Origin of the sequence: Binatus sp. (SeqCode) (assembly GCF_049584895.1) — a bacterium.
In the GTDB taxonomy this organism is placed as follows: domain Bacteria; phylum Desulfobacterota; class Binatia; order Binatales; family Binataceae; genus Binatus.
This window is the reverse complement of sequence record NZ_JBAUYR010000042.1, coordinates 15725-36371: the sequence shown is the minus strand read 5'-3', so window position 1 is coordinate 36371 and position 20647 is coordinate 15725. Positions and strand designations below refer to the sequence as shown.

General features: G+C 61.4%; 16 protein-coding genes. 9 read left to right on the top strand and 7 right to left on the bottom strand.

From position 1 onward, the window contains the following. Positions 1-26: 26 nt before the first annotated feature. Positions 27-1622, bottom strand: coding sequence for a PQQ-binding-like beta-propeller repeat protein (locus WB650_RS08600; protein ID WP_423960163.1), 1596 nt, complete (start codon positions 1620-1622; stop codon positions 27-29). Between the two features lie 433 nt (positions 1623-2055). On the opposite strand from WB650_RS08600, the gene WB650_RS08595 reads away from it, so the two are divergent. Next, a complete protein-coding gene (locus WB650_RS08595; RefSeq protein ID WP_423960162.1) occupies positions 2056-3051 on the top strand; it encodes an aldo/keto reductase in 996 nt (331 codons plus the stop codon). Positions 3052-3160: 109 nt separating this feature from the next. Here WB650_RS08595 and WB650_RS08590 read toward each other — a convergent pair whose 3' ends face one another. Continuing rightward, positions 3161-4009: an SDR family NAD(P)-dependent oxidoreductase gene (locus tag WB650_RS08590; RefSeq protein ID WP_422307018.1), complete on the bottom strand. Its 849-nt coding sequence runs from the start codon at positions 4007-4009 to the stop codon at positions 3161-3163. A 100-nt stretch (positions 4010-4109) separates the two neighbouring features. Beyond that, a complete protein-coding gene (locus WB650_RS08585; RefSeq protein ID WP_422307016.1) occupies positions 4110-4934 on the bottom strand; it encodes an SDR family NAD(P)-dependent oxidoreductase in 825 nt (274 codons plus the stop codon). Positions 4935-5084: 150 nt separating this feature from the next. On the opposite strand from WB650_RS08585, the gene uvrC reads away from it, so the two are divergent. The 6 genes from uvrC to WB650_RS08555 all read left to right on the top strand — a co-directional run bounded on the left by uvrC (position 5085) and on the right by WB650_RS08555 (position 14444). After that, positions 5085-7199, top strand: a complete 2115-nt coding sequence (gene uvrC / locus WB650_RS08580; protein WP_422307014.1) for an excinuclease ABC subunit UvrC — start codon at positions 5085-5087, stop codon at positions 7197-7199. Positions 7200-7418: 219 nt separating this feature from the next. After that, the gene (locus tag WB650_RS08575; protein ID WP_423960159.1) at positions 7419-9977 is read left to right on the top strand and encodes a DNA internalization-related competence protein ComEC/Rec2; all 2559 of its coding nucleotides are present in this window, start codon (positions 7419-7421) and stop codon (positions 9975-9977) included. A 90-nt stretch (positions 9978-10067) separates the two neighbouring features. Next, positions 10068-11213, top strand: coding sequence for an acyl-CoA dehydrogenase family protein (locus WB650_RS08570; protein ID WP_422307010.1), 1146 nt, complete (start codon positions 10068-10070; stop codon positions 11211-11213). A gap of 24 nt (positions 11214-11237) precedes the next feature. After that, on the top strand, positions 11238-12872 hold the full coding sequence (locus tag WB650_RS08565) for an acyl-CoA mutase large subunit family protein (RefSeq protein ID WP_422307008.1): 1635 nt from the start codon (positions 11238-11240) through the stop codon (positions 12870-12872). 3 nt (positions 12873-12875) lie between these two features. Beyond that, the gene (locus WB650_RS08560) at positions 12876-13280 is read left to right on the top strand and encodes a cobalamin B12-binding domain-containing protein (RefSeq protein ID WP_422307006.1); all 405 of its coding nucleotides are present in this window, start codon (positions 12876-12878) and stop codon (positions 13278-13280) included. Between the two features lie 6 nt (positions 13281-13286). Then, positions 13287-14444 carry an acyl-CoA dehydrogenase family protein gene (locus WB650_RS08555; protein ID WP_422307004.1) on the top strand — a complete coding sequence of 386 codons (1158 nt, stop codon included), beginning with the start codon at positions 13287-13289 and terminating at the stop codon, positions 14442-14444. Between the two features lie 4 nt (positions 14445-14448). Here WB650_RS08555 and WB650_RS08550 read toward each other — a convergent pair whose 3' ends face one another. Next, positions 14449-15165 (bottom strand): tyrosine-protein phosphatase, encoded by a 717-nt coding sequence (locus WB650_RS08550; RefSeq protein WP_423960155.1) that lies wholly within the window; start codon positions 15163-15165, stop codon positions 14449-14451. Positions 15166-15291: 126 nt separating this feature from the next. On the opposite strand from WB650_RS08550, the gene WB650_RS08545 reads away from it, so the two are divergent. Further along, positions 15292-15942, top strand: coding sequence for a TetR/AcrR family transcriptional regulator (locus WB650_RS08545; protein WP_422307000.1), 651 nt, complete (start codon positions 15292-15294; stop codon positions 15940-15942). 54 nt (positions 15943-15996) lie between these two features. Continuing rightward, the gene (locus WB650_RS08540; protein WP_423960153.1) at positions 15997-17373 is read left to right on the top strand and encodes an NAD(P)/FAD-dependent oxidoreductase; all 1377 of its coding nucleotides are present in this window, start codon (positions 15997-15999) and stop codon (positions 17371-17373) included. Positions 17374-17375: 2 nt separating this feature from the next. Here the strand turns inward: WB650_RS08540 and WB650_RS08535 are convergent, their stop codons facing one another. From WB650_RS08535 to WB650_RS08525, 3 genes are read right to left on the bottom strand one after another with little or no spacing between them, the layout of a single operon-like run. Next, positions 17376-18290 carry a transglutaminase family protein gene (locus WB650_RS08535; RefSeq protein ID WP_422306996.1) on the bottom strand — a complete coding sequence of 305 codons (915 nt, stop codon included), beginning with the start codon at positions 18288-18290 and terminating at the stop codon, positions 17376-17378. 9 nt (positions 18291-18299) lie between these two features. Beyond that, a complete protein-coding gene (locus WB650_RS08530) occupies positions 18300-19241 on the bottom strand; it encodes an alpha-E domain-containing protein (RefSeq protein ID WP_422306994.1) in 942 nt (313 codons plus the stop codon). Next, on the bottom strand, positions 19241-20530 hold the full coding sequence (locus tag WB650_RS08525) for a circularly permuted type 2 ATP-grasp protein (protein ID WP_422307024.1): 1290 nt from the start codon (positions 20528-20530) through the stop codon (positions 19241-19243). The genes WB650_RS08530 and WB650_RS08525 overlap by 1 nt, the downstream gene beginning before the upstream one ends. Positions 20531-20647: the final 117 nt, after the last annotated feature.

Sequence of the window (20647 nt, the reverse complement as noted above, 5' to 3'; positions counted from 1 at the left end):
CAGGCGCCGGCGGCGGAGCGACATTATTATCTGACGGCGAAGATGCGGCCGGTCGACGTCCCGACGTATAGCATTCCCGATGGCGACGATGCGGCCGTCGTGATCTTGCCGAAGCTGCGCGCGGTCCAGACGTAGCTGCCGTCACCGGTCAGCACGGCGCCCATGTCGTCCGTCGCCGCCTCGAACATGCCGTCGTAGCCGAGCACTGTCAGACCGGCTTCGCCCGGTTTCAGCGAGGAGTCCGTCCAATGGACCTGGCCGTCGGCGGTGACGCCATAAGTCGAGTCTGCCCCGGCGAAGATTGCGCCCGACGGAGCGACGACCGGTCCGGTGGTCACCGCACGGTTGGAATTGACGTGCCAGATGGGACTGCCGGTCCGCATATCGATCGCATACACGCCGCCGCTGGCCGATCCGGCGTAAACAACGTCGTCGGAGTAAGCGACCGATCCTGAAAATCCGCCGTCAGGCTGGAATGTCCATATCACCGCGCCGTCCGATGCGAGCGCCGTGACCGCGCCGCGCGAGGTTCCCACCACGACTCCGTCCGATGTCGCCGCTGCGCTGGTCACCGGCCCTAGATTCACGCGCCAGTTGAGAGAACCCGTGGTGCTGATCGACTCGAGGTCGGCGCCGGTGGACGCGTAAATAGTATGGTCGGTAACCGCGAGCGGTCCCGCGCTGTTCCCGATTTCAAGATTCCACAGCGGTGCCCCGTCGGGACCTATCGCCGCAAGCGCTGACGCTGACCCCATCGCGACCACGGTCCCGTCGGGCAGCACTGCCGGCGATGAACCGTCCGCATCGCGATGCATGATTTCCTTGCCCGTCGAATCCAGGCCATGCAGCACGCCGTCGCGGGTGATGAAGAATATCGAGCCGTCGGAGCCGACCGCGATTCTCCCGCGCAGTTCTGAGCCCGGATCGAAGGTCCACATCAGGACGCCCGCACTGCGCGTCGATACTGCCGGCGTACTCGACGCCGCCGGCTTTTCGCCGGGTGCCGGCGTCGACGTTGCGGTGGCAGTCGGCGTGGGTGGCAGTGGCGCGCATAGCGGGCAGGTATCGACGTCCACGTAAACGCCGACCCCGACGAACTGACTGCTAACTCCGCCACTGCTGGCAAGGATGCAGGCGCATCCCGCCAGGTTGGTCGTATAAACGCCGCCCATCGGGCCGGACAGAGGCGCTTGCAGCACAGCATTGTTCGAGGAGGTCCAAAGCGTGAACGGTCCCGCGGTGATATCGATGAACTTGGTTGCGGTTTTCTTGGTGAAGGTGCCGATCGCGTTGAACGCCACCGTCCCACCGGTCGGAACACTGCCCGGCTCTATAGTCGTACTCGTCGCCGCAGGACGCGGCGTCAACGTAGGCGTCGGTTTTTTTGGCGTACTTGTCGGCGTCGGTGTCTTCTGCCCTCTCGACGCCGTTGCCGTCGGGGTGAATGTAGGCGAGGGAGGGGCGCCGGTCGAGATAGTGATCGACTGCAGCTCGAAGCCGGGTGACTTGGTAGGCAGAGGACCCCCGCCGCTACTGCCGCCGCTGCAACTCAGAAGAATCGCTCCGAACACGAACAACACAACCGGCGTAACCACCAGCCATCTGAGCCACCGCGACAACATCAAGCCAACACCTATGACTGATGCCGCCGAGCGCTGTCAAGTTGATGCGCGATTTCGAGCTCTCACAACCACTGACGAAAAGCTGGTTACAAGTCACTGAATAGAAATGTCGTCGGAATTTGCGGTGCACGATGTCATCAGCCAAGAACGCTGGATCACAAAAGCACGCTGCGAGATTCTAAAAAAAGAAAAATGGCGGGCAACTGAAGAGGGGGGGGACTCTCCAATGCCCGCCTGTTCGTAGCGGCCGTCCGCGTACGCTGCGGACGGTAACCGGTTGATTGGGAGGAACAAACCAACCGGCCAGGTGCCAGAGCCGTTCGCACCTATATTTAGAGACGATGCATTTCAGTGATTATTCAAACTCGAAAAATTTTTTATTTGCACCGGGTGCCGGTCGTAATAGACTCTGCCGTGGAGGCTCGAAAAAGCGATGGAATACAGGCGATTAGGTGGAACCGGGCTCAAAGTGTCGGAGCTTTGTCTTGGATGCATGACGTTTGGACGAGAAACAGACGAAAAAACTGCAGGAAAAATTCTCTTTTCGCCGCTCGCCGAGAATTCGCCCGAGAATTTCTTCCGATGCGCCCGCGGCGTAAACATTTGCGGTGTCGAGAAAATTTCCGCCGACTTCAATGAATCTATCGCAACCAAAGTGCGCTTCAACGCCAACATTTTTTTGGGCAAAACCGTGGCGCCGAATCAAATCGGTCTGTCGCGCGGGCATATCATGTCGGAAGTCGAGGCGAGTCTGCGCCGCCTGAAGATGGACTATATCGATCTTTACCAGGTGCATTCATGGGACTTCGAAACCCCAATCGACGAGACTATGCGTGCGCTCGACGATCTCGTGCGTCACGGCAAAGTCAGGTACATCGGCGCATCTAATTTTACCGCGTGGCAACTGATGAAAAGTCTGTGGGTCAGCGATAAACACGATTTTGCGCGTTTTGATTGTCTGCAGCCTCAATACAGTTTGATTTCGCGCGAGATCGAACGCGAGATTCTGCCGCTGTGCCGCTATGAAGGCGTCGGCGTAATTCCGTGGAGTCCGCTCGGCGGCGGATTTCTGACCGGCAAGTATCGTTCAGGTCAGCGCCCGCCCGAGGACAGTCGGCTGGCGAAGATGGATATGTGGAATCGGCTTGCCGACGAACGCAATTATTCGACGCTCGAAGCGGTCGAGCACGTCGCGAAAGAACGCGGCCGTCCAATTTCGCAGGTCGCACTTGCGTGGGTGAATCAGCAGCCCGGAGTCAGTTCGGTAATTTACGGCGCGCGGACCGAAGAGCAGAACGAGCAGAATCTCGGCGCGATCGGCTTTCGTCTCGAGGCCGCGGAACTGGCGGCGCTAAACAAGGCGAGCGCATTGCCCGCCGAGTATCCCGACGCGATGCAGGCCCGCTTGCCGGGCTACCAAAGGCAGTAAGGAGCTTCGACTCTTAGTAGGACGGAATTTATTCCGTCGCCCTCTCCGCGTAGACGCCCGAGGCGACGGAATAAATTCCGTCCTACTGTGCAGACTCAGACTTTGTCGATCAGCCCTCGAAGGACGGGCCGATAAAACTGCGAGGAGGCATCGCCTGTGCCGCTGCGGAGCGCTGACCGTCGGGCGGTGAGAACTGGCTGCCGACAGTCAGGCCGCCATCCACGATCATCGCCTGCCCGGTGACGAATTCCGAATCGTCGCTGGCGAGATACAGCGCCATCCCCGCGATATCGTCCGGATGCCCCGCGCGCGGAATCGGTTGCCCTTTCGCCATCCATTGTTCCATGGCCTCTTTCACGCCCGGCTGGTTGCGATGCAGGATCGGCGTGTTGATTCCGCCGGGGCAGATGCAGTTGACACGGATTTTATCCTTGGCGAACTCCAATGATGCCGAGCGCGTCAGGTTTACCACGCCGGCCTTCGCCGCACAGTAAGCATGCAAGCCGTTGAAACCGCGGATGCCCGCGACGGATGCCGTTGAGATGATCGAGCCGCCACCGATTTTGCGCATCTCGGGCGCCGCATGCTTCATCCCGAGGAACACGCCGCGCAGCAACACTGCCTGGCTCTTGTCCCAGTCTTCGACCGAGATTTGTTCCAGCGGTCCGACCGCGCCGCCGATTCCCGCGTTGTTATAAATGATGTCGAGGCGCCCGAACTCCGAAATTGCGCGCGCGATGAGCGCCTTGATTTCAGTTTCTGCGGAGACGTCGGCTTTCTGGAAGACCGCACGCCCCGCATTCTCCTTGCAATCGCGCGCCGCTGCTTCGCCGCCTTCGACATTGAGATCGGCGATTACGACTGCCGCGCCTTCGCCTGCGAACTTGATTGCGGTCGCGCGCCCGATTCCGCTCGCCGCACCCGTGATTACAGCCACTTTGCCCTTAAGCCTGTCCATTTCAGATTTTCCTCATGCTTAAATTTACGATCACGCCCCCGCGCGTGACCCGCATCTTCTAAATATCAGACCAGGCTTTGAAGCCGTTAACCGCGCCGGCTCACATCTCAAATGACGGGCCGGAGAAGCCGGTGTCCGGCAGGCCTGCCAGCCGGAAGCGCGCGTTGCCGGTGTTGATGCCTCCGTCGACTACCATCGCGGTGCCGCTGATCCACTCCGCTTCGTCGCTGGCCAGGAACAGCGCCATCGCCGCGATGTCGTCAGGCTTGCCCGCGCGCGGTATCGGCTGCATCCGGGCCATCGACTTCTCCGATCGCTCCTCGGCGCCGGGACGCCCGCGATGTATCAGCGGCGTGTTGACGCCGCCGGGGCAGATGCAGTTGACGCGAATCTTGTCATGCCCGACTTCGATCGCGACCGCCTGCGTAAGGTTCACCACCGCGGCCTTGGCCGCGCTGTATGCGGAGAGATAGCCGACCCCGCGGAGTCCCGCGACCGACGCGGTCGAGATGATCGATCCGCCGCCCGCCTTGCGCATCTCGGGGATCGAATACTTCATGCCGAGAAACGCGGCGCGGAGCAGTACGGCGATCGTTTTGTCGAAGTCTGCCGATGCCACGTTCTCGATTGGCCCGACGGCGCCCGCGACGCCCGCGTTGTTGAACATGATGTCGAGGCGGCCGAATTCCTTGACCGCGCGCGCGACCGCGGCCTTGATGTCCGCCTCGCTGGTCACGTCGGTGCGCTGAAACACCGCGCGCCCGCCTGCCGCAGCGCATTCTGCCACCGCAGTTTCGCCGCCTTGCGCGTTCAAGTCGGTCAGCACTACGCTCGCGCCTTCCTTTGCGAAGCGGAGCGCGGTCGCGCGCCCCATCCCGCTCGCGGCCCCTGTTATCACTGCAACCTTTCCATCGATTCTGCCCATTGCCATTCTCCTGCGCGCATCCTGTCGCGCGGTATTTTGATGTGAGTCGTAAAATCTCAATAGCAATGATTCAGCCGTGCCGGGTAGCGCGCCGATAACCGATCTGCGGACAGCGAATCGACGCGGCGCGATGATATAATAGCGCCCGCAATGCTCCCCGAAGATGAAAAGGAAAAGCGCGACGCCAACGACGCTCCGCCTGAAACCGCTGCGCAGACATCGACCGGTCCGCAATACGGCTCGTTGATCGAGTATCCCAAGGATGCGCCCGCGCGGAGCGGCGAGGCGCTGGTCCTCGAAGATGAATCGGCCTCCATCGATCAAAAGTTGGCGGCCGCTTCGACCGAGCCGGGCATCTACCTGCTGCGCGATCGCGCGGGCAAGGTGCTCTACGTCGGCAAGGCGAAGTCGCTGCGCACACGAGTGCGCGCATATTTCCGCGAGGGGGGTGACGGCCGCTTCCAGGTGCGCTTCCTGATGAAGCGGGTGCGCGACTTCGACACCATCGTCACCGCGAGCGAGAAGGAAGCGCTGATCCTCGAGAACAACCTGATCAAGCAGTACAAGCCCCGGTACAACATCCGCCTGAAGGACGACAAATCCTACCTGAGCGCGAAGATGACCAATCACGCATGGCCGCGCATCACCGTCACCCGCAAGATCGTCAAGGACGGCGGCCGCTACTTCGGCCCGTTCGGCTCGGCTGACGGACTGCGCGAGACTATCGACGTCATCCGTAAAGTTTTTCCGCTGCGCACCTGCACCGACGCGGTCTTCCGCAATCGTTCGCGGCCGTGCCTCGAGTATCAGATCAAACGATGCCTCGGGCCGTGCTGCCTGCCTGTCGATCGCGAAGAGTACGGGCGCCATCTGCATGCGGCGCAGATGCTGCTGGAAGGGAAAAACCTCGAACTGCTCCGCGAGATGCGCGATCAAATGAAGGATCATGCGTCTCGGCTCGAATTCGAGGACGCGGCGCGAATTCGCGACCGCGTGAAGGCAATCGAGAAAACCGTCGAGCGCCAGACCGTCCTCCATCACTGGGGAATCGACGAGGACGTGTTCGGAATCTACCGCGAGGGCGGCTACATCGAGGCGATCGTGCTGATCGTGCGCGGCGGCAAGCTGACCAGCACCCAGGGATGGAGCTTCCAGGACCTGGAATTTCCGGTGCACGAAATTCTCTCGGATCTGCTCACGCAGTATTACTCGGGCGCGCGCAACATTCCCGACGAAGTGATCGTGCCGGTCGAGCTCGAGGACGCCGCCGTGCGCGCGGAGCTGCTCTCAGAGCGGCGCGGAAAGAAGTGCGAAGTAATAGTGCCGCAGCGCGGTGAAAAGCTCCGCCTGCTCGAAATGGCGATGGACAATGCACGCCAGAGCTTTGCCTCGCGCCGCGATAACGAAAAGACGCGTGAGCAGATGCTCGAGGATCTCCGCGTCAAGCTCGGTCTGCGCAATACGCCCAAGCGGATGGAATGTTACGACATCTCGAATCTGCAAGGCTCGATGGTGGTTGGATCGCAAGTCACCTTCGACGAAGGCGAGCCGTGCAAGAATCTCTACCGCCGCTACCGGATCCGCAGTTTCGAAGGGCAGGACGACTTCGCCAGCATGTACGAAGTCCTGAAGCGCCGGCTCGAGCGCGCAGTGCGTGAAAACGTGTACCCGGATTTGTGGGTGATCGACGGCGGCAAAGGACAACTCAACGTCGCGCTCGAAGTGCTGCGCGAGTTCCGGCTGCTCGATCAGATCGACTGCGTCTCGCTCGCCAAGCAGCATGTGCTGAACGACCGGCGCGAAAAAGAGGTGACGAAATCCGAGGAGCGCGTCTTCGTCCCGCGACGCAAGGATCCGATCGTGCTGCCGAAGAACTCGACCGCGCTGTTCCTGCTCGTGAGGATTCGCGACGAGGCGCATCGATTTGCGATTACCTACAACCGCGAACTGCGGCGTCGCGCGCGGCTGCGCTCGGTGCTCGACGATATCGAGGGCATCGGTCCGGTGCGTCGGCGTGCGCTGCTTCGTCACTTCGGCAGCCTCAAGCGGATTCGTGAGGCTACGGTCGATGAGATCGCGGAGGTCAAGGGACTCAACCGTGAACTTGCGGCCGAGATTCGCCGGCATCTCGACCAAATGACGGCGCTACTCGATGTCGACGAATCTGCCGATCCCGCCGATCAACTGGATCCTGCGCTCGAGCCGCCCGCAATACCTGCCGAGGATGCCGGCGCGCAAATCAATGATTCGCCTGTGCGCGACTGACGCAAAAGTTCCCCCGAGCACACATCCTGCTCGCGCTATCTCTTTGTCTTAGCGCATAATCTCCGAGTCAACATTGACCGCGCGCCGCCCTCGATGCGCAAGGAGTGCGTACTTATCGCTGCGGGAGCGCTTTCCGTAAGAGGCTCGATCTCGCGACCCGTCGCACTGGAATCGACCAGGCGTCGCGAGATCTTGCCTCCGATTCCGGCGGTCAGCCTGGTGGACCGAGTTGCGCCGATCTACCTGGTGGCGATCGCGATCGTTACCGGCGACGCGCTCGGCAACTTCCATGTAGCGACTCCGCCGTGGCTGGCATCGACGTTCGCCCTCGTCGCACTTGGCGCATTTCTCAGTTCCCGACGCGCGCTCGGTCTCTCGACAACGTTCCTGGCGATCGTGCTCGCTGCCAATGTCGCGGTCGCGAATGTGCTCGAACCGCCGCGCAAGCCGCACAGCGTTGCGGCGATGGTCGAGGGTTCGCGCGTCACGATCGAAGGACGTGTGTATCGCGAGACCGAGCACGAAGCCTACGGCGATCGAATCTACGTCAAAGTTACGCGGGCCGCAGAGCAGGGCGGTACGATGTCCGAGTCGAGCGGCAATGTTCGAATCGCTGTACTCGGGTTCAGTGCTTTCAAGCTGGGCGACGAGATCCGACTGACTGCGCGGATCCATTTCCCTCGCAACTACGGGAATCCCGGCGAGTTCGATTACGTGGGACTGATGGCGCGCGACGGCATCGACGCCACGATGACTGCTCCGAAAAATTCGCTCGGGTCCGCGCGGTTTCAATTGATCGGGCATCGTTCAATCTTCCCCGCGAGCCAGATTGAGTCGATACGAACCCACATCGGCGGCTTCTTCGATCGCAACCTCGCCTATCCTGAAAACGCCGAGATGCGGGCGCTCGTGATCGGCGATCAAGGCGAGATCGGCGATCCGCTGCGGCAGACGTTCGCGCGCACCGGGATGGCGCATCTGCTGGTTATCTCGGGTCTGCACCTGAGCATCGTGGCTGCTGCGATGTTCGCCGCGGTGCGCCTTGCGATGATGCTGTTACCTGGGCTCGCGAACCGCGGGTACGCGAACAAGGTTGCCGCGCTCGCCGCGATGATTGCGGTGTGCGCGTACGCGTCGATCGCGGGCCATCACGTGTCGACGGTGCGCGCGCTGACGATGGTGCTCGCATACATGCTGGCGGTGGCGATCGATCGTTCTCGCGAGGCGATCGCATCGTTGGCGCTTGCCGCAATCGTGATTTGCGTCGCGCTCCCTGGCTCGACCGCCGACATCGGGTTTCAGTTATCGTTCGCGTCGGTGATTGCGATTGTGCTCGGCATGCGCCGATTCGCCGCCTGGTTCGCTCGCCGAAAACGTCTTGGCCGGCTTCGCGGCGAACCGTCATCGCCACGGTGGCGATATATTGAAGCGCCGGCCGGCTATCTCGCGGTGTCGTTCTGGGCGATGGCCGGGACGGCTCCTCTTACCGCGTACCATTTCAACCAGTTCGCGATAGTTGGAATCGTCGCCAATGCAGTGGTGGTGCCGATCATGGCGTTCGGCGCAACGGTCAGCGGACTGATCGCGGCAGGTGTGAGTTTCTTTTCGGAGTCGGCCGCGCGTCCGATCCTCTTATTCGGCGGGAGCGCGCTCGCGGCAGGCAACTGGCTCGCTGCATGGTTCGTCGATTGGCCACTCGCGTGGTTCCGCATTTTCACGCCGACAATTCTCGAACTCACGATCGCGTACGCGTTCCTGGCGCTCTGGCTGCTCGCCCCGCTCGCGGTCGCGATAACTGGAAAGCGATCGCGCGCCGAGATTCCCGGCAACACGACTAGACGCAAGTTTGGATGGCGTTCGCGATTCGTTGTTGCGCTCGCCGCCGTGCTGACGATTGACGCCGGATACTGGATCTACGATCGCTTCTACAATCCTGACTTGCGTGTGACGTTTCTATCGGTGGGCGAGGGTGACGGTGCGGTCATCCGATTTCCGGGATCGCGCGTGATGCTGATCGACGGCGGCGGCTCCTATGGCGGCTTTGACGCGGGCGAGCGAATTGTCGCGCCCTACTTGTGGTCGCAGAAAATCATGCGCGTCGATTACATCGCGCTGAGCCATCCCGACCTTGACCATTTCGGCGGTCTGGATTTTATCGCGATGAACTTCTCGCCGCGTGCGTTCTGGACCACCGGCGTGTCGAACCTCGACGTCAGTTACTCACGCTTCATGGACGACCTCGAGCGTGCGAACATTCCGAAGGTGCAGGTGCTAGAGAAGGCTCCGCTCGCTGCCATCGAGGGCGTTGCGATTTCGTCGCTCAATGGCAACGCGGCCGTCGCGAAATCGCACAACAACAGTTCGATGGTCTTGCGATTCAGCTTCGGCAGCACGTCAATTTTGTTCACTGGCGATATTGAGTCTGCCGGAGAGCGCTCGCTGATCGAGAATCACGGCGATCTACACGCCACGATACTGAAGGTGCCGCATCATGGCAGCGCGACTTCCTCGACGGCGGCATTCATCGCCGCGGTGCATCCGGAAACTGCGGTGATCTCGGACGGATACTTGAACAACTTTCATTTCCCGGCGGCCGCGGTGGTTGAACGTTATGTCGAAGCGGGCGCCATCCTGATGCGCACCGACCTGGACGGCGCCGTGATGGTCGATGCGAGTCCAAATCGGATGACCGTTCGAACGTTTTGGGGGCGTCCCAATAGTACAATCCGCATAGTGCCCGCCGTCTCCGGCGTTGCCGGGCACAAGATCCTTGAATGATCAGTCAGAGCGAGCGTTCAGAGCATATTGTAAAATCGGCGCGCGATTCTATCGACCCCGCCCATCACTCTAAGCTACATATGGATTGGAATGGATCTTGAACTAACTGAAGCGCAACGCGGAGCTCGCGACGTTGCCCGCCGCTTCGCCCGCGAGAAGCTCGGGCCGATCGGGGTCGAGGCCGACCGCTCGCATCGATATCCGGCCGAAGCGATCGACGAGCTCGCGCGGCTCGGGATGCTCGGCATCTTTCTTCCCGAGCAATACGGCGGTGCGGGCCTCGATCACGTCGCGTATTCGCTCGTGCTCGAGGAGCTCGCGGTCGAATGCGCTTCGACGGCGGTCATCATGTCGGCGCACTGCTCGCTCGCGTCGTGGCCGATTCTCGGCCTCGGTACCGCGAAGCAGAAAAGTCATTTTCTGCCGAAGATGGCGACCGGCAAGTGGCTTGGATGCTTCGCCCTCACCGAGCCGCAGGCAGGATCCGATGCCGCGGGTCAGAAGACGCGCGCGGTGCTCGACGGCGATTCGTACGTGATCAACGGCACCAAGAATTTTATTACCAACGCGCCGCAGTCGAAGGTGGCGATCGTGTTTGCGATGACGCAACCCGACAAGGGCCATCACGGGATCAGCGCGTTTGCGGTTGAGACCGATACGCCGGGATGGGCGGTCACGCGGGTCGAAGACAAAATGGGAATTCACGGCGCGCATTCCGCGCAGTTGAGCTTTTCGGATATGCGCGTGTCGCGCGAGAATCTGCTGCTCGGGGAAGGACAGGGGTTCAAGGTCGCGATGAAGACGCTGGATGGCGGCCGGATCGGAATCGCATCGCAGGCGCTCGGAATCGCACGCGCGTCGCTCGAGGCGTCATTGAAATACGCGCAGGAGAGGCTCACGTTCGGCAAACCGATCGCGCAGTACCAGGCGATTCAGTGGAAGCTTGCCGACATGGCAGTCGAGATCGATGCGGCGCGCCTGCTGACGCATCGCGCGGCGACGCTCAAGGATCGCGGCGAGGCGTGCACCAAAGAATCGGCGATGGCGAAATTGTTCGCCGCCGAAACCGCGATGAAATCCGCGACCGAGGCGGTGCAGATTCACGGCGGCTACGGCTACACCAAGGAGTTCAAGGTCGAGCGCTTTTTCCGTGACGCCAAGATAACCGAGATTTACGAAGGCACGTCGGAGATTCAGCGGCTGGTAATCGCGGGCAGTGTGCTCGAAAGTCGGTGAAGCAAAGTTGATAAGGACTGTACTGTGAGCAAAAAAAAGCAGTGGCTCGAGACGACCTACAAGCAGGCGAACGAGCGCCCGGTGCGTTTCTCTACCGTGTCGGACATGGAGCTCGATCCGCTATACACGCCTGACGACGTGACCGGCTCGTACGACGATGCGCTCGGCGATCCGGGCGAATTTCCGTACACACGCGGTGTGTACGGCTCGATGTACCGCGGGCGGCTGTGGACGATGCGCCAGTTCGCTGGATTCGGACTCGCCGAGGACACCAACGCGCGCTTCCACTTTTTACTCGGCCAGGGTCAAGATGGGCTCTCCACCGCCTTCGACATGCCGACGTTGATGGGCTACGACGCAGACCACGAACGCGCGCTCGGCGAAGTGGGGCGCGAAGGCGTGTCGGTCTCGACAGTCTACGACATGGCGACGCTGTTCGATCGAATCCCGCTCGACCGCGTCAGCACCTCGATGACGGTAAACTGTTCCGCGTCGATCCTGCTCGCGATGTACCTGGTGGTGGCCGAGCGCAACGGAATTCCGTGGGATCGCGTCGGCGGCACTATCCAGAACGACATGCTCAAGGAATATATCGCGCAGAAGGAATGGATTTGCCCGCCGCGCCCTGCGCTCCGAATTGTCACCGACATGATCGAGTTTTGCGCGCGCAAAGTTCCGCGCTGGCACGCCGTTTCGATTTCGGGTTACCACATCCGCGAGGCCGGCTCGACCGCCGTGCAGGAGTTGGCGTTCACGATTGCCGACGGCATCTGCTACGTCGATGAGGCCGTGAAGCGCGGTATCGCCGTCGACGATTTCGCGCAGCGGCTGTCGTTCTTCTGGAATCTGCACAACGATTTTCTCGAAGAGGTTGCCAAGCTTCGTGCCGCGCGCCGGATGTGGGCGCGAATCATGAAGGATCGCTTCGGTGCGAAGAATCCGAAATCGATGATGCTGCGTACGCATGCGCAGACCGCCGGTGCTTCGCTCACCGCGCAACAGCCCATCAACAACGTGGTGCGCGTCGCGATCCAGGCGCTCGCGGGAGTGCTTGGTGGAATCCAGTCGTTGCACACCAATTCGATGGACGAGACGCTCGCGCTGCCGACGGAGCAGGCGGTAATGGTCGCGCTGCGGACGCAACAGGTTATCGCGGAAGAAACCGGCGTGACGAATACTATCGATCCATTCGGCGGCAGCTACGCGGTCGAGGCGCTGACGGACAGGATGGAACGCGAGGCCAACGACTATATTCGGCGCATCGACGAGATGGGTGGGATGGTCAAGGCGATCGAGACCGGCTATCCGCAGCGCGAAATCGCAGAGGCGGCATTTCACTTTCAACGTCAGCTCGAGCAGGGAATCAAGACGGTCGTCGGCGTCAACAAGTACTCGATCCCCGAGGAGATCCCGATCGCCACGCTCAAGATTGATCCCGAGATCGAAGAGCGACAGATTCAGCGCGTGCGCAAGGTCAAGCGCGAACGAAACTCTGTTGCCGTCAAGGAAGCGCTCGCGCGCGTCTCTGAGGCGTGCCGCTCCGGCGAAAATCTCATGGAGCCGATTTGCGAGGCGGTACGGCGCGACGCGACTGTCGGCGAAGTATGCGACATCTTTCGCACGGAGTTTGGCGTGTACACTGACCCAGGCTGGATTTAGGCGATGGCGGAAAAGAGACTCAGAATTCTGGTCGCGAAACCGGGGCTCGACGGCCACGATCGCGGCGCAAAAATAATTGCGCGCGCACTGCGCGACGGCGGCTTCGAGGTCATCTACACCGGGCTCCATCAAACACCCGAAATGATCGCGGAGGCCGCCGTACAGGAAGACGCCGACGCGGTCGGGCTCAGCGTACTTTCGGGCGCGCACATGACGCTGTTCCCCGAGGTGATGCGCCTGCTGAAAGAGCGGGGCGCCGGCGAGGTCGCGGTTTTCGGGGGCGGAATTATTCCCGACGACGACGCAGAGAAGCTCAAGCAGCTAGGCGTGCGGCAGATCTTCACGCCCGGCGCGTCAACCGAAGACATCGTCAAGTGGGTGCGCGAGAACGTCACGGCCCGCATTTAGGTTCAAATGAATTTCGATCTCACCGAAGAGCAGCGGCGCATCCGCGAGACGCTCACCGACTTTGCCGAGCGCGAGATCAAACCGCATTCGACCAAGTGGGACAAGGAAGAGACCTTTCCGCGGCATATCGTCGAGCAGCTCGGCCAGCTCGGCTTTCTCGGCGTCGCGTTTCCGGAAAAGTTTGGCGGCGGCGGCGCTGACACGCTCTCGCAGGTGCTGGTCGTCGAAGGACTCTCGCGCTACGACGCGTCGATCGGACTCACCTGCGCCGCGCACATGTCGCTCTCGACCGGGCACATCGCGGGGTTCGCATCCGACGATCAGCGCAATCATTACGTGCCCGAGATGCTGCAGGCGAAGAAGCTCGGCGCGTGGTGCCTGACCGAGCCGAGTTCCGGTTCCGATGCGGCCGCGATGCATACGAAGGCGACCCGCATCGGCGACAACTATTCGATCACCGGCTCCAAGATGTTCATCACCAACGGCACGGTCGCCGACGTGTACGTCGTGATGGCGATCACCGATCAGGCGGGCGGGCGCGACGGCGTGTCGGCGTTCATCGTCGATCGCGGCACGGCGGGACTCTCGAACGGAAAGAAAATTGAAAAGTTGGGACTGCGCGCGTCCGACACCGCCGAAGTGATCTTCGAAAACGTCACGGTGCCGGCGCGCAACCTGGTCGGCGAGCTGGGCGCGGGCTACCGGCAGACTCTCAAGGTACTCGAGGCCGGCAGGATCGGAATCGCGGGATTCGCGGCGGGAATCGCGCGCGGCGGATTCGAGGAAGCGCGCGCATACGCGCTCGAGCGCGGGCAGTTCGGCAAGAAAATTGCCGAGTTCCAGGCGATCCAGTGGATGTTCGCCGACATGGCGACGCGAATCGACGCGTCGTGGGTGCTCATCTGTCGCGCCGCGGCCCTCAAGGATGCGGGCAAGCCGTTCGCGCGAGAAGCGGCGATGGCGAAGCTGTTCGCGTCTGAGACCGCGATGTGGTCGACGATTAAAGCGGTGCAGATTCACGGCGGCTACGGCTACGTCACCGATTTCCCGGTCGAGCGCTACATGCGCGACGCGAAGCTGTCCGAAATCGGCGAGGGCACCAGCGAAGTACAGCGGATGATCATCGCGAAGTCGTTGCTGCGCGACGGCTACCTGCCCGCCTGAGAGTTCAATCTTCCAGCAAGTTTTCCTGAATGATGGCGAGTTCACCGGCGTCGAGGCCGATGACCTGGCGCATGAAGCCTTCGATACCGCCGTTTTCGTCGATCAGTTCGAAAACCGGATCGAGTTGCTCGGCGGCGAGCGGAATCTTTTTGAAGACCAGGTTGCTTTCGAGAAAGTCCGCGACGATTCGATCGCGCCCGACCCCGAGCATCGAGAGCAGCATCGCGGCGCCGACTCCCGTGCGATCGCGTCCGGCCGAACAATGGAAGAGCAGAGGGTAAACGTCGCGCTCGGCGAGCAGTTTGAAGAAGCGGCGCCAGTCGTGCCGAAAATGCATCACGAGCGCGAGATGCTCGCGGCCGGGCTCCGGTGCGACTCGCGTGTAACCCTGGTCGTTGAACCATTCGTCGCCCATCGGGATGTGTTCCCACCGTACGCCCACGCGCGTCGCGGGTTCCGGCGAGCCCAGATGTTTTACTTCGGCGCGGCTCTGAAGAGTGACGAGTGTGCGAAGTTTCAGCTGACTGATGGGACTCTCGGGTGGGACCTCGGCGAGATGCGACGACCGAAAGATCTTCCCGGCGCGGACGCGCCGCAGATTGGCGACCGGATGCCCGCCGAGATCGCGAAAATTCTGCGCAGCGAAACTGCGGAGCAGCTCGAAGTCGACGACGACGCGCGGCGTCTCTATCGCGTCTTCAATTTTGTCTTTTTTCGACAAAGTATTCAGCAACTCTCTTTCGCTCAAGTTTAACAGGCGTGCAGCGCGGGCCAAAGCTGCTCATCGACCGACTATCCGCCCTTGCTTCGTGTATCGCGGTCGGTTAATAGACTTGAGTCTAGTTATATGGCTGAGTATATCGAGAGCTCCATTGTTCATGCCGTTGCCGCGGCGCCGGTCTCGCGGCGTGAGCGCAAGAAGGGACGCACCCGCGCTGATATATACAACGCCGCGATGAATTTATTTGTGCGCCGCGGTTTCGATTCGGTTACGATCGAGGATATTTGCGATGCCGCCGACGTGGCGCGCGCGACTTTCTTTCTGCATTTTCCAGCCAAGGAAGCTCTGCTGATCGAGTACGGCGAGCGCGCCAACGACGAACTCGCAGCCGCGATAGCCGAGTATCGCGGGAGCGCGACCGCGACCATTCGGATGGCGCTCAAGATGCTGGCCGAACGGGCTGTGCGCCACACCGACGTCGTCCGGCTGGTGATGCGTGAAATGCTGGCGCGGCCGCGCGTACTCAGCGAACACGACGAGAAGGCAGCCGGCCTGGTTGATCTGCTCGCGGGGATTATCCGACGCGGCCAGAAGAGCGGCGAGTTCCGGCGGCGTACGGAGCCGACGGTCGCTGCGCTGACCGCGTGTTCCGCGTTTTTTGCACTGATTTATACGTGGGTACGGCACGACGGAAAGATCGATATTGAGGGGGCCGTCGCGGAGACTCTGGACATTATTTTGAATGGGATCAGTGAGAAGAAATTCAAACGGGGATGAGGCGCAGGAACAGCTGAAATGGAAAATACTCATGCGATTATAATTGGAGGAAGCATGGCGGGGCTTTGTGCTGCGCGCGTGCTGAGCAAATTCTACGACAAAGTTACCGTGATCGACCGGGATGCTTATCCTGCCGGTGCGCATGAGCGGCCCGGGGTTCCGCAGAGCCGGCATGTGCATGCTTTGCTGATGCGTGGGCGGCTCGAACTCGATCGGCTGTTCCCGGGTTTCGAAAAGACGATGCTCGATCGCGGCGCGCTCGAGATTAATTTCGGGCGCGACTTTGCGGCGCTGCGGGCCGACGGATGGGCCGAGCGGCGTCCCAACTCGATCACGACGCTCTTTGCCAGCCGCGTGCTGATCGAGGAGACCGTGCGCGAGTTGCTGCGTCGCATTCCAAACGTCGAGCTGATCGAACGGGCAGAAGCGGTTGGATTCGAGACGGCGCGCGGCGACTCGATTCGGGTGAATGGAGTGAAAGTGAATCCGCGCGACGGCGGCGCGTCATTCACGCTTACTGGTGATCTGATCGTCGATGCGAGCGGGCGCACGACCAAAGTTCCGTCATGGATCGAGGCGATGGGGTTGCCGTCGCCGCCCGAGACTGTGGTCGATTCGCATACCGGATACGCGTCGCGATGGTACAAGGTGAATCCCGATCGGCGCGGGAAAGACTGGTGGTGGAAGGGAATCTGGATCGATCCGATCGCGCAGAACTTCTCGACTGCCGGCGTGTTGTTTCCGGTCGAGGGCAATCGAATGATTGTTTCCCTGGCCGGAATCGGTGGCCATTACCCGCCGAGCGACGAGACCGAATTCACCGCCATGCTGGCGAAATTGCGCTCGCCGATTATCGCCGAGGAAGTCGCGCTGGCGGAGCCGATGTCGCAGGTCTATTCGTATCGGCAGATGGCCAATCGCTGGCGGCATTATGACAAATGGGGCGCGCGGCTCGACGGCTTCGTCGCGCTCGGCGACTCGTCATGTGCGTTCAATCCTGTCTACGGACAGGGGATGACGTCGGGCGCATTGTCGGCGTTGATGCTCGGCGAGTGCCTCGAAAAGAACGGGATCAACGACGTCGAGGTCCCGCGAAAATTCTTCGCGGCGCAGGCGCGCTTCCAGGCCGAGCCGTGGGGACTCGCGACCGCGTCGGATTTCAGAGTGCCGGGGACAGAAGGCAAGCGTCCGCTGATGAGCCGGGTGATGGATCCTTTGATTAGTAAAATGTTCCAGGTCGCCAACGACGATCCCGCGATCGGCGAGCGTATCGGCGAAGTGATCAACATGATGAAGCCGCCGTCCGCGCTGTTCGAGGCGTCGTTGCTGAAGATGATCGCGAAGGCGTGGTCGCGCAGGCTGATCAAGGGCAGGAAGCAAGAGAAAGAATCGACGGCGATGCCGCCGCTCGCGCTCGGCATCGAGGGCTAGAGTTACTGCTGGTTTTGTTGATTGGAACTGTCGTTGGGATCGATCGGGCGAGCGAGATCTGGCAGCGGTTCTATCGTCAGGTCTACCGACATCAATTGCATGCCGCCCTGGCTTCGATACACGCCGCGCATTGGCGGGACGTCGGAGTAGTCGCGGCCGATGGCTACTCTTATGTGCCGCTCATCCACCATGCATCCGTTGGTCGGATCGAACCCCGTCCATCCCAAGCCCGGTAACTGCGCTTCCAGCCACGCGTGGCTCGCTTGCGCGCCGACGCTCGATGCGGCGGAGTTCGCGGCGGGCGCCAGGTATCCTGAGACGTAGCGCGTGGGAATGCCGGCGAGGCGGAGCACGCCGATCGTGAGATGCGCGAAGTCCTGGCACACGCCGCCGCCGACGCTGAGAATTTCGTCGGCCGTCGAGTGCACTTTCGTCATCCCCGGCTCATAGACGAACTGATCGCGGATAAAGGCGACGATGCGATTCGCATACGCGGCGACGTCTTCGGACGGGTCGGGTTTCGCCAGCCAGAAGAATTTGCGCAGCGGATCGCTGAACGGGACGTGGCGGCTCGCGTTCAGGAAATCGTACTCGAGTCGATTGCGGACGTGGTCATCGAGCAGGTACTCGCCGAACGGGGTCGGAATCGCAGCAGGATGCGGCGCATGCACGCGCTCGACCAGAGATTTCGCCGCGACGATTAGTTCAGGATGCCGATCGTGGAGCGAGAATCCATAAACGCGATTGCCGTAGTAGTCATCGTATTCAAACGTCGACGCGTCGGGAGTCAGATCCAGATCGAACTCGACGCATCGCTGATCCGCACTTTCGAGCGGGCGCATTCGCACCTCGTTGTGCGAATCGTAGGCGGGCGCCTGGTACTCGAAGCGGGTGATGTGGCAGATCCGCAGCAGCATCGCATCAATTCAATCGGTCCTGAGGTAGCGTTGAAAGACCTCGTCGCTCAGCGCCGCGCATCCGTCCTGAATCTCAAGCAGAAACTGGTGCAGGCCGGACTTAATGACCTCGAGCGAGCGCTTCGAGCGCATCAGCTCCAACAGTTCTTCAAGCCGCGAGGAAGGCGGCGAAGGTTCGGGCGACTCATTCTGGATGCGGTTGAGCGAGGTTTCGACCATCGCGAGCGAGAATCGCGCGGAACGCGGAAAAGTTGGATCGAACAGCAGGATTTCGACCACGTTGTCGATTCGGATCGAGTTGCCGAAGCGTTTGCGATACGCCTCGAGGCCCGAGGCGCTGCGCAGCACCGCGGCCCATTGCAGGATGTCGAGCGAGCCGCCGACATCTTCCAGGCGCGGCAGCAGGAAGTGGTACTTGACGTCGAGCATCCGCGAAACGTCCTCAGTCCGTTCGAGCATGATGCCGAGTTGCATGAAGTCGTACGCGATGTCGCGCGGGATGGTGCTCTGACGGATGCCGGAGAGCCGGTAGAAACTGTCCTTGAGATCGGCGAAGAACGCGAACACGCCGGGCGTGATGAAAAGTTCGGGCGTCCATTCCTGCGCGTTGAGATAGAGCGTATTGAGATCGAGCCACAGCTCGGACGAAATGTAGTGACGCAGCGAGATCGCGTTGTTGCGGGCGGTGTTGATGCAACTCCGAATCGAATTGGGGTTATCGGTATCGAGCGCGAAGAAGTTGAGAATAGAGGCGTCGTCCGCGGTCTTGTAGTACTCGGCAAACAGTTCGCGCTCGCCGAAAATCGCGAGTAGCGGCGCCCACGGCTGCACGTCGCGCGGCGGACTCTCGATCAGCAGATGGTAATTGACGTCGAGCAGGCGCGCGCGCCATTCGGCTCGTTCCAAATTGCGGGCGGTCCAGAAAAGATGACTCGCGATTCGCCGCAGCATCAGGCCTCGAGCACCCAGGTGTCCTTGCTGCCGCCGCCCTGAGATGAGTTCACGATCAACGAGCCTTCACGGAGCGCGACGCGGGTCAGACCGCCGGCGAGCACCCGTGGCTTGGCGCCGAACAGTACGAACGGGCGAAAGTCGATGTGCCGCGGCATCATCTTCATATCGCTCGCCCCGCCATTGTGAATGATCGTCGGATGAACAGAGAGCGCGATGACCGGCTGCGCGATGAAGGCCGACGGATCGTTGATGATTTGTTCGCGCGACTCTGCAAGTTCCTGTTCGCTGGCCTTGGGACCGATGACGACGCCGTAGCCGCCGGACGCGCCGGTTGGCTTGACGACGTAGCGTTCGAGATTTTTCAGCACCTGCTCGCGAACCTCAGGATCGCGCAGCAGATAGGTTTCGACGATTGGCAGAATCGGTTCCTCGGCGAGATAGTAACGAATCATCGCAGGCGTATACGCGTAAACGGCCTTGTCGTCGGCGACTCCGGTGCCGACACCGTTGGCAATCGCGGCGTTTCCGGTGCGCAGAACTGCGGTCAGGCCGGCCACGCCGAGCAGAGAATCGGGACGGAAGACCAGGGGGTCGAGGAAGTCGTCGTCGATGCGGCGATAGAGGACGTCGATTTGCCGCAGCCCGTGAACGTCCTTCATGTACAGCTTGCGATCGACGCACACGAGGTCCTGACCCTCGACCAGCTCGATGCCCATCTGTTGCGAAAGGAAGACGTGCTCGAAGAACGCGGAGTTGAAAGGGCCGGGCGTCAGCAGCGCGATGGTCGGATTGGATTTGCCCGACGGCGACATCTCTCTCAGACATTGCAGCAGGTCGGCGGGATAGCGCTCGACGCTGCGGACGCGCGATGCGCGCATCAGAGTCGGGACGAGTCGCGTCATGACGACGCGATTTTCGATCACGTAAGAAACGCCGCTCGGGGTGCGCACGTTATCTTCGAGGACGTAGAAGCGGCCATCGGCGCCGCGTACCAGATCGATTCCTGCTACTGTGACGAAATTACCGAGTGGAGGCTTGATGCCGACCGCGGCGCGACGGAACTGCGGGCATCCGAGGACGAGATCTCGCGGGACCACGCCGTCTGCGAGAACGCATCCTTCGCCATAAACGTCGGCGACGAACGCGTTGAGCGCGCGCACTCGTTGAATCAGGCCGGCCTCCAGCGTGGCCCAGGTGGCGGCGTCGATGACGCGTGGAATCGGGTCGAACGGGAAGATACGTTCGGATCCGTCGGCCGCGCCATAGACATTGAAGGTCACGCCCATCCTGCGGAACATTCGGTCGGCGCGCGCGCAGATTTCGGTGAACTGCGCCGGCCGCATCGAGAACAGCGTGTCGATGACCCCCTGGCAGCCGGAACGCGGCTCGCTGGAGTGGTCCAT

Bases quoted from the DNA above. Each gene is read 5' to 3' on its own strand.
- WB650_RS08600 (WP_423960163.1), bottom strand. From the start codon at position 1,622: ATGTTGTCGCGGTGGCTCAGATGGCTGGTGGTTACGCCGGTTGTGTTG.
- WB650_RS08595 (WP_423960162.1), top strand. From the start codon at position 2,056: ATGGAATACAGGCGATTAGGTGGAACCGGGCTCAAAGTGTCGGAGCTT.
- WB650_RS08590 (WP_422307018.1), bottom strand. From the start codon at position 4,009: ATGGACAGGCTTAAGGGCAAAGTGGCTGTAATCACGGGTGCGGCGAGC.
- WB650_RS08585 (WP_422307016.1), bottom strand. From the start codon at position 4,934: ATGGGCAGAATCGATGGAAAGGTTGCAGTGATAACAGGGGCCGCGAGC.
- uvrC (WP_422307014.1), top strand. From the start codon at position 5,085: ATGCTCCCCGAAGATGAAAAGGAAAAGCGCGACGCCAACGACGCTCCG.
- WB650_RS08570 (WP_422307010.1), top strand. From the start codon at position 10,068: ATGGATCTTGAACTAACTGAAGCGCAACGCGGAGCTCGCGACGTTGCC.
- WB650_RS08560 (WP_422307006.1), top strand. From the start codon at position 12,876: ATGGCGGAAAAGAGACTCAGAATTCTGGTCGCGAAACCGGGGCTCGAC.
- WB650_RS08555 (WP_422307004.1), top strand. From the start codon at position 13,287: ATGAATTTCGATCTCACCGAAGAGCAGCGGCGCATCCGCGAGACGCTC.
- WB650_RS08545 (WP_422307000.1), top strand. From the start codon at position 15,292: ATGGCTGAGTATATCGAGAGCTCCATTGTTCATGCCGTTGCCGCGGCG.
- WB650_RS08540 (WP_423960153.1), top strand. From the start codon at position 15,997: ATGGCGGGGCTTTGTGCTGCGCGCGTGCTGAGCAAATTCTACGACAAA.
- WB650_RS08535 (WP_422306996.1), bottom strand. From the start codon at position 18,290: ATGCTGCTGCGGATCTGCCACATCACCCGCTTCGAGTACCAGGCGCCC.
- WB650_RS08530 (WP_422306994.1), bottom strand. From the start codon at position 19,241: ATGCTGCGGCGAATCGCGAGTCATCTTTTCTGGACCGCCCGCAATTTG.
- WB650_RS08525 (WP_422307024.1), bottom strand. From the start codon at position 20,530: ATGGGCGTGACCTTCAATGTCTATGGCGCGGCCGACGGATCCGAACGT.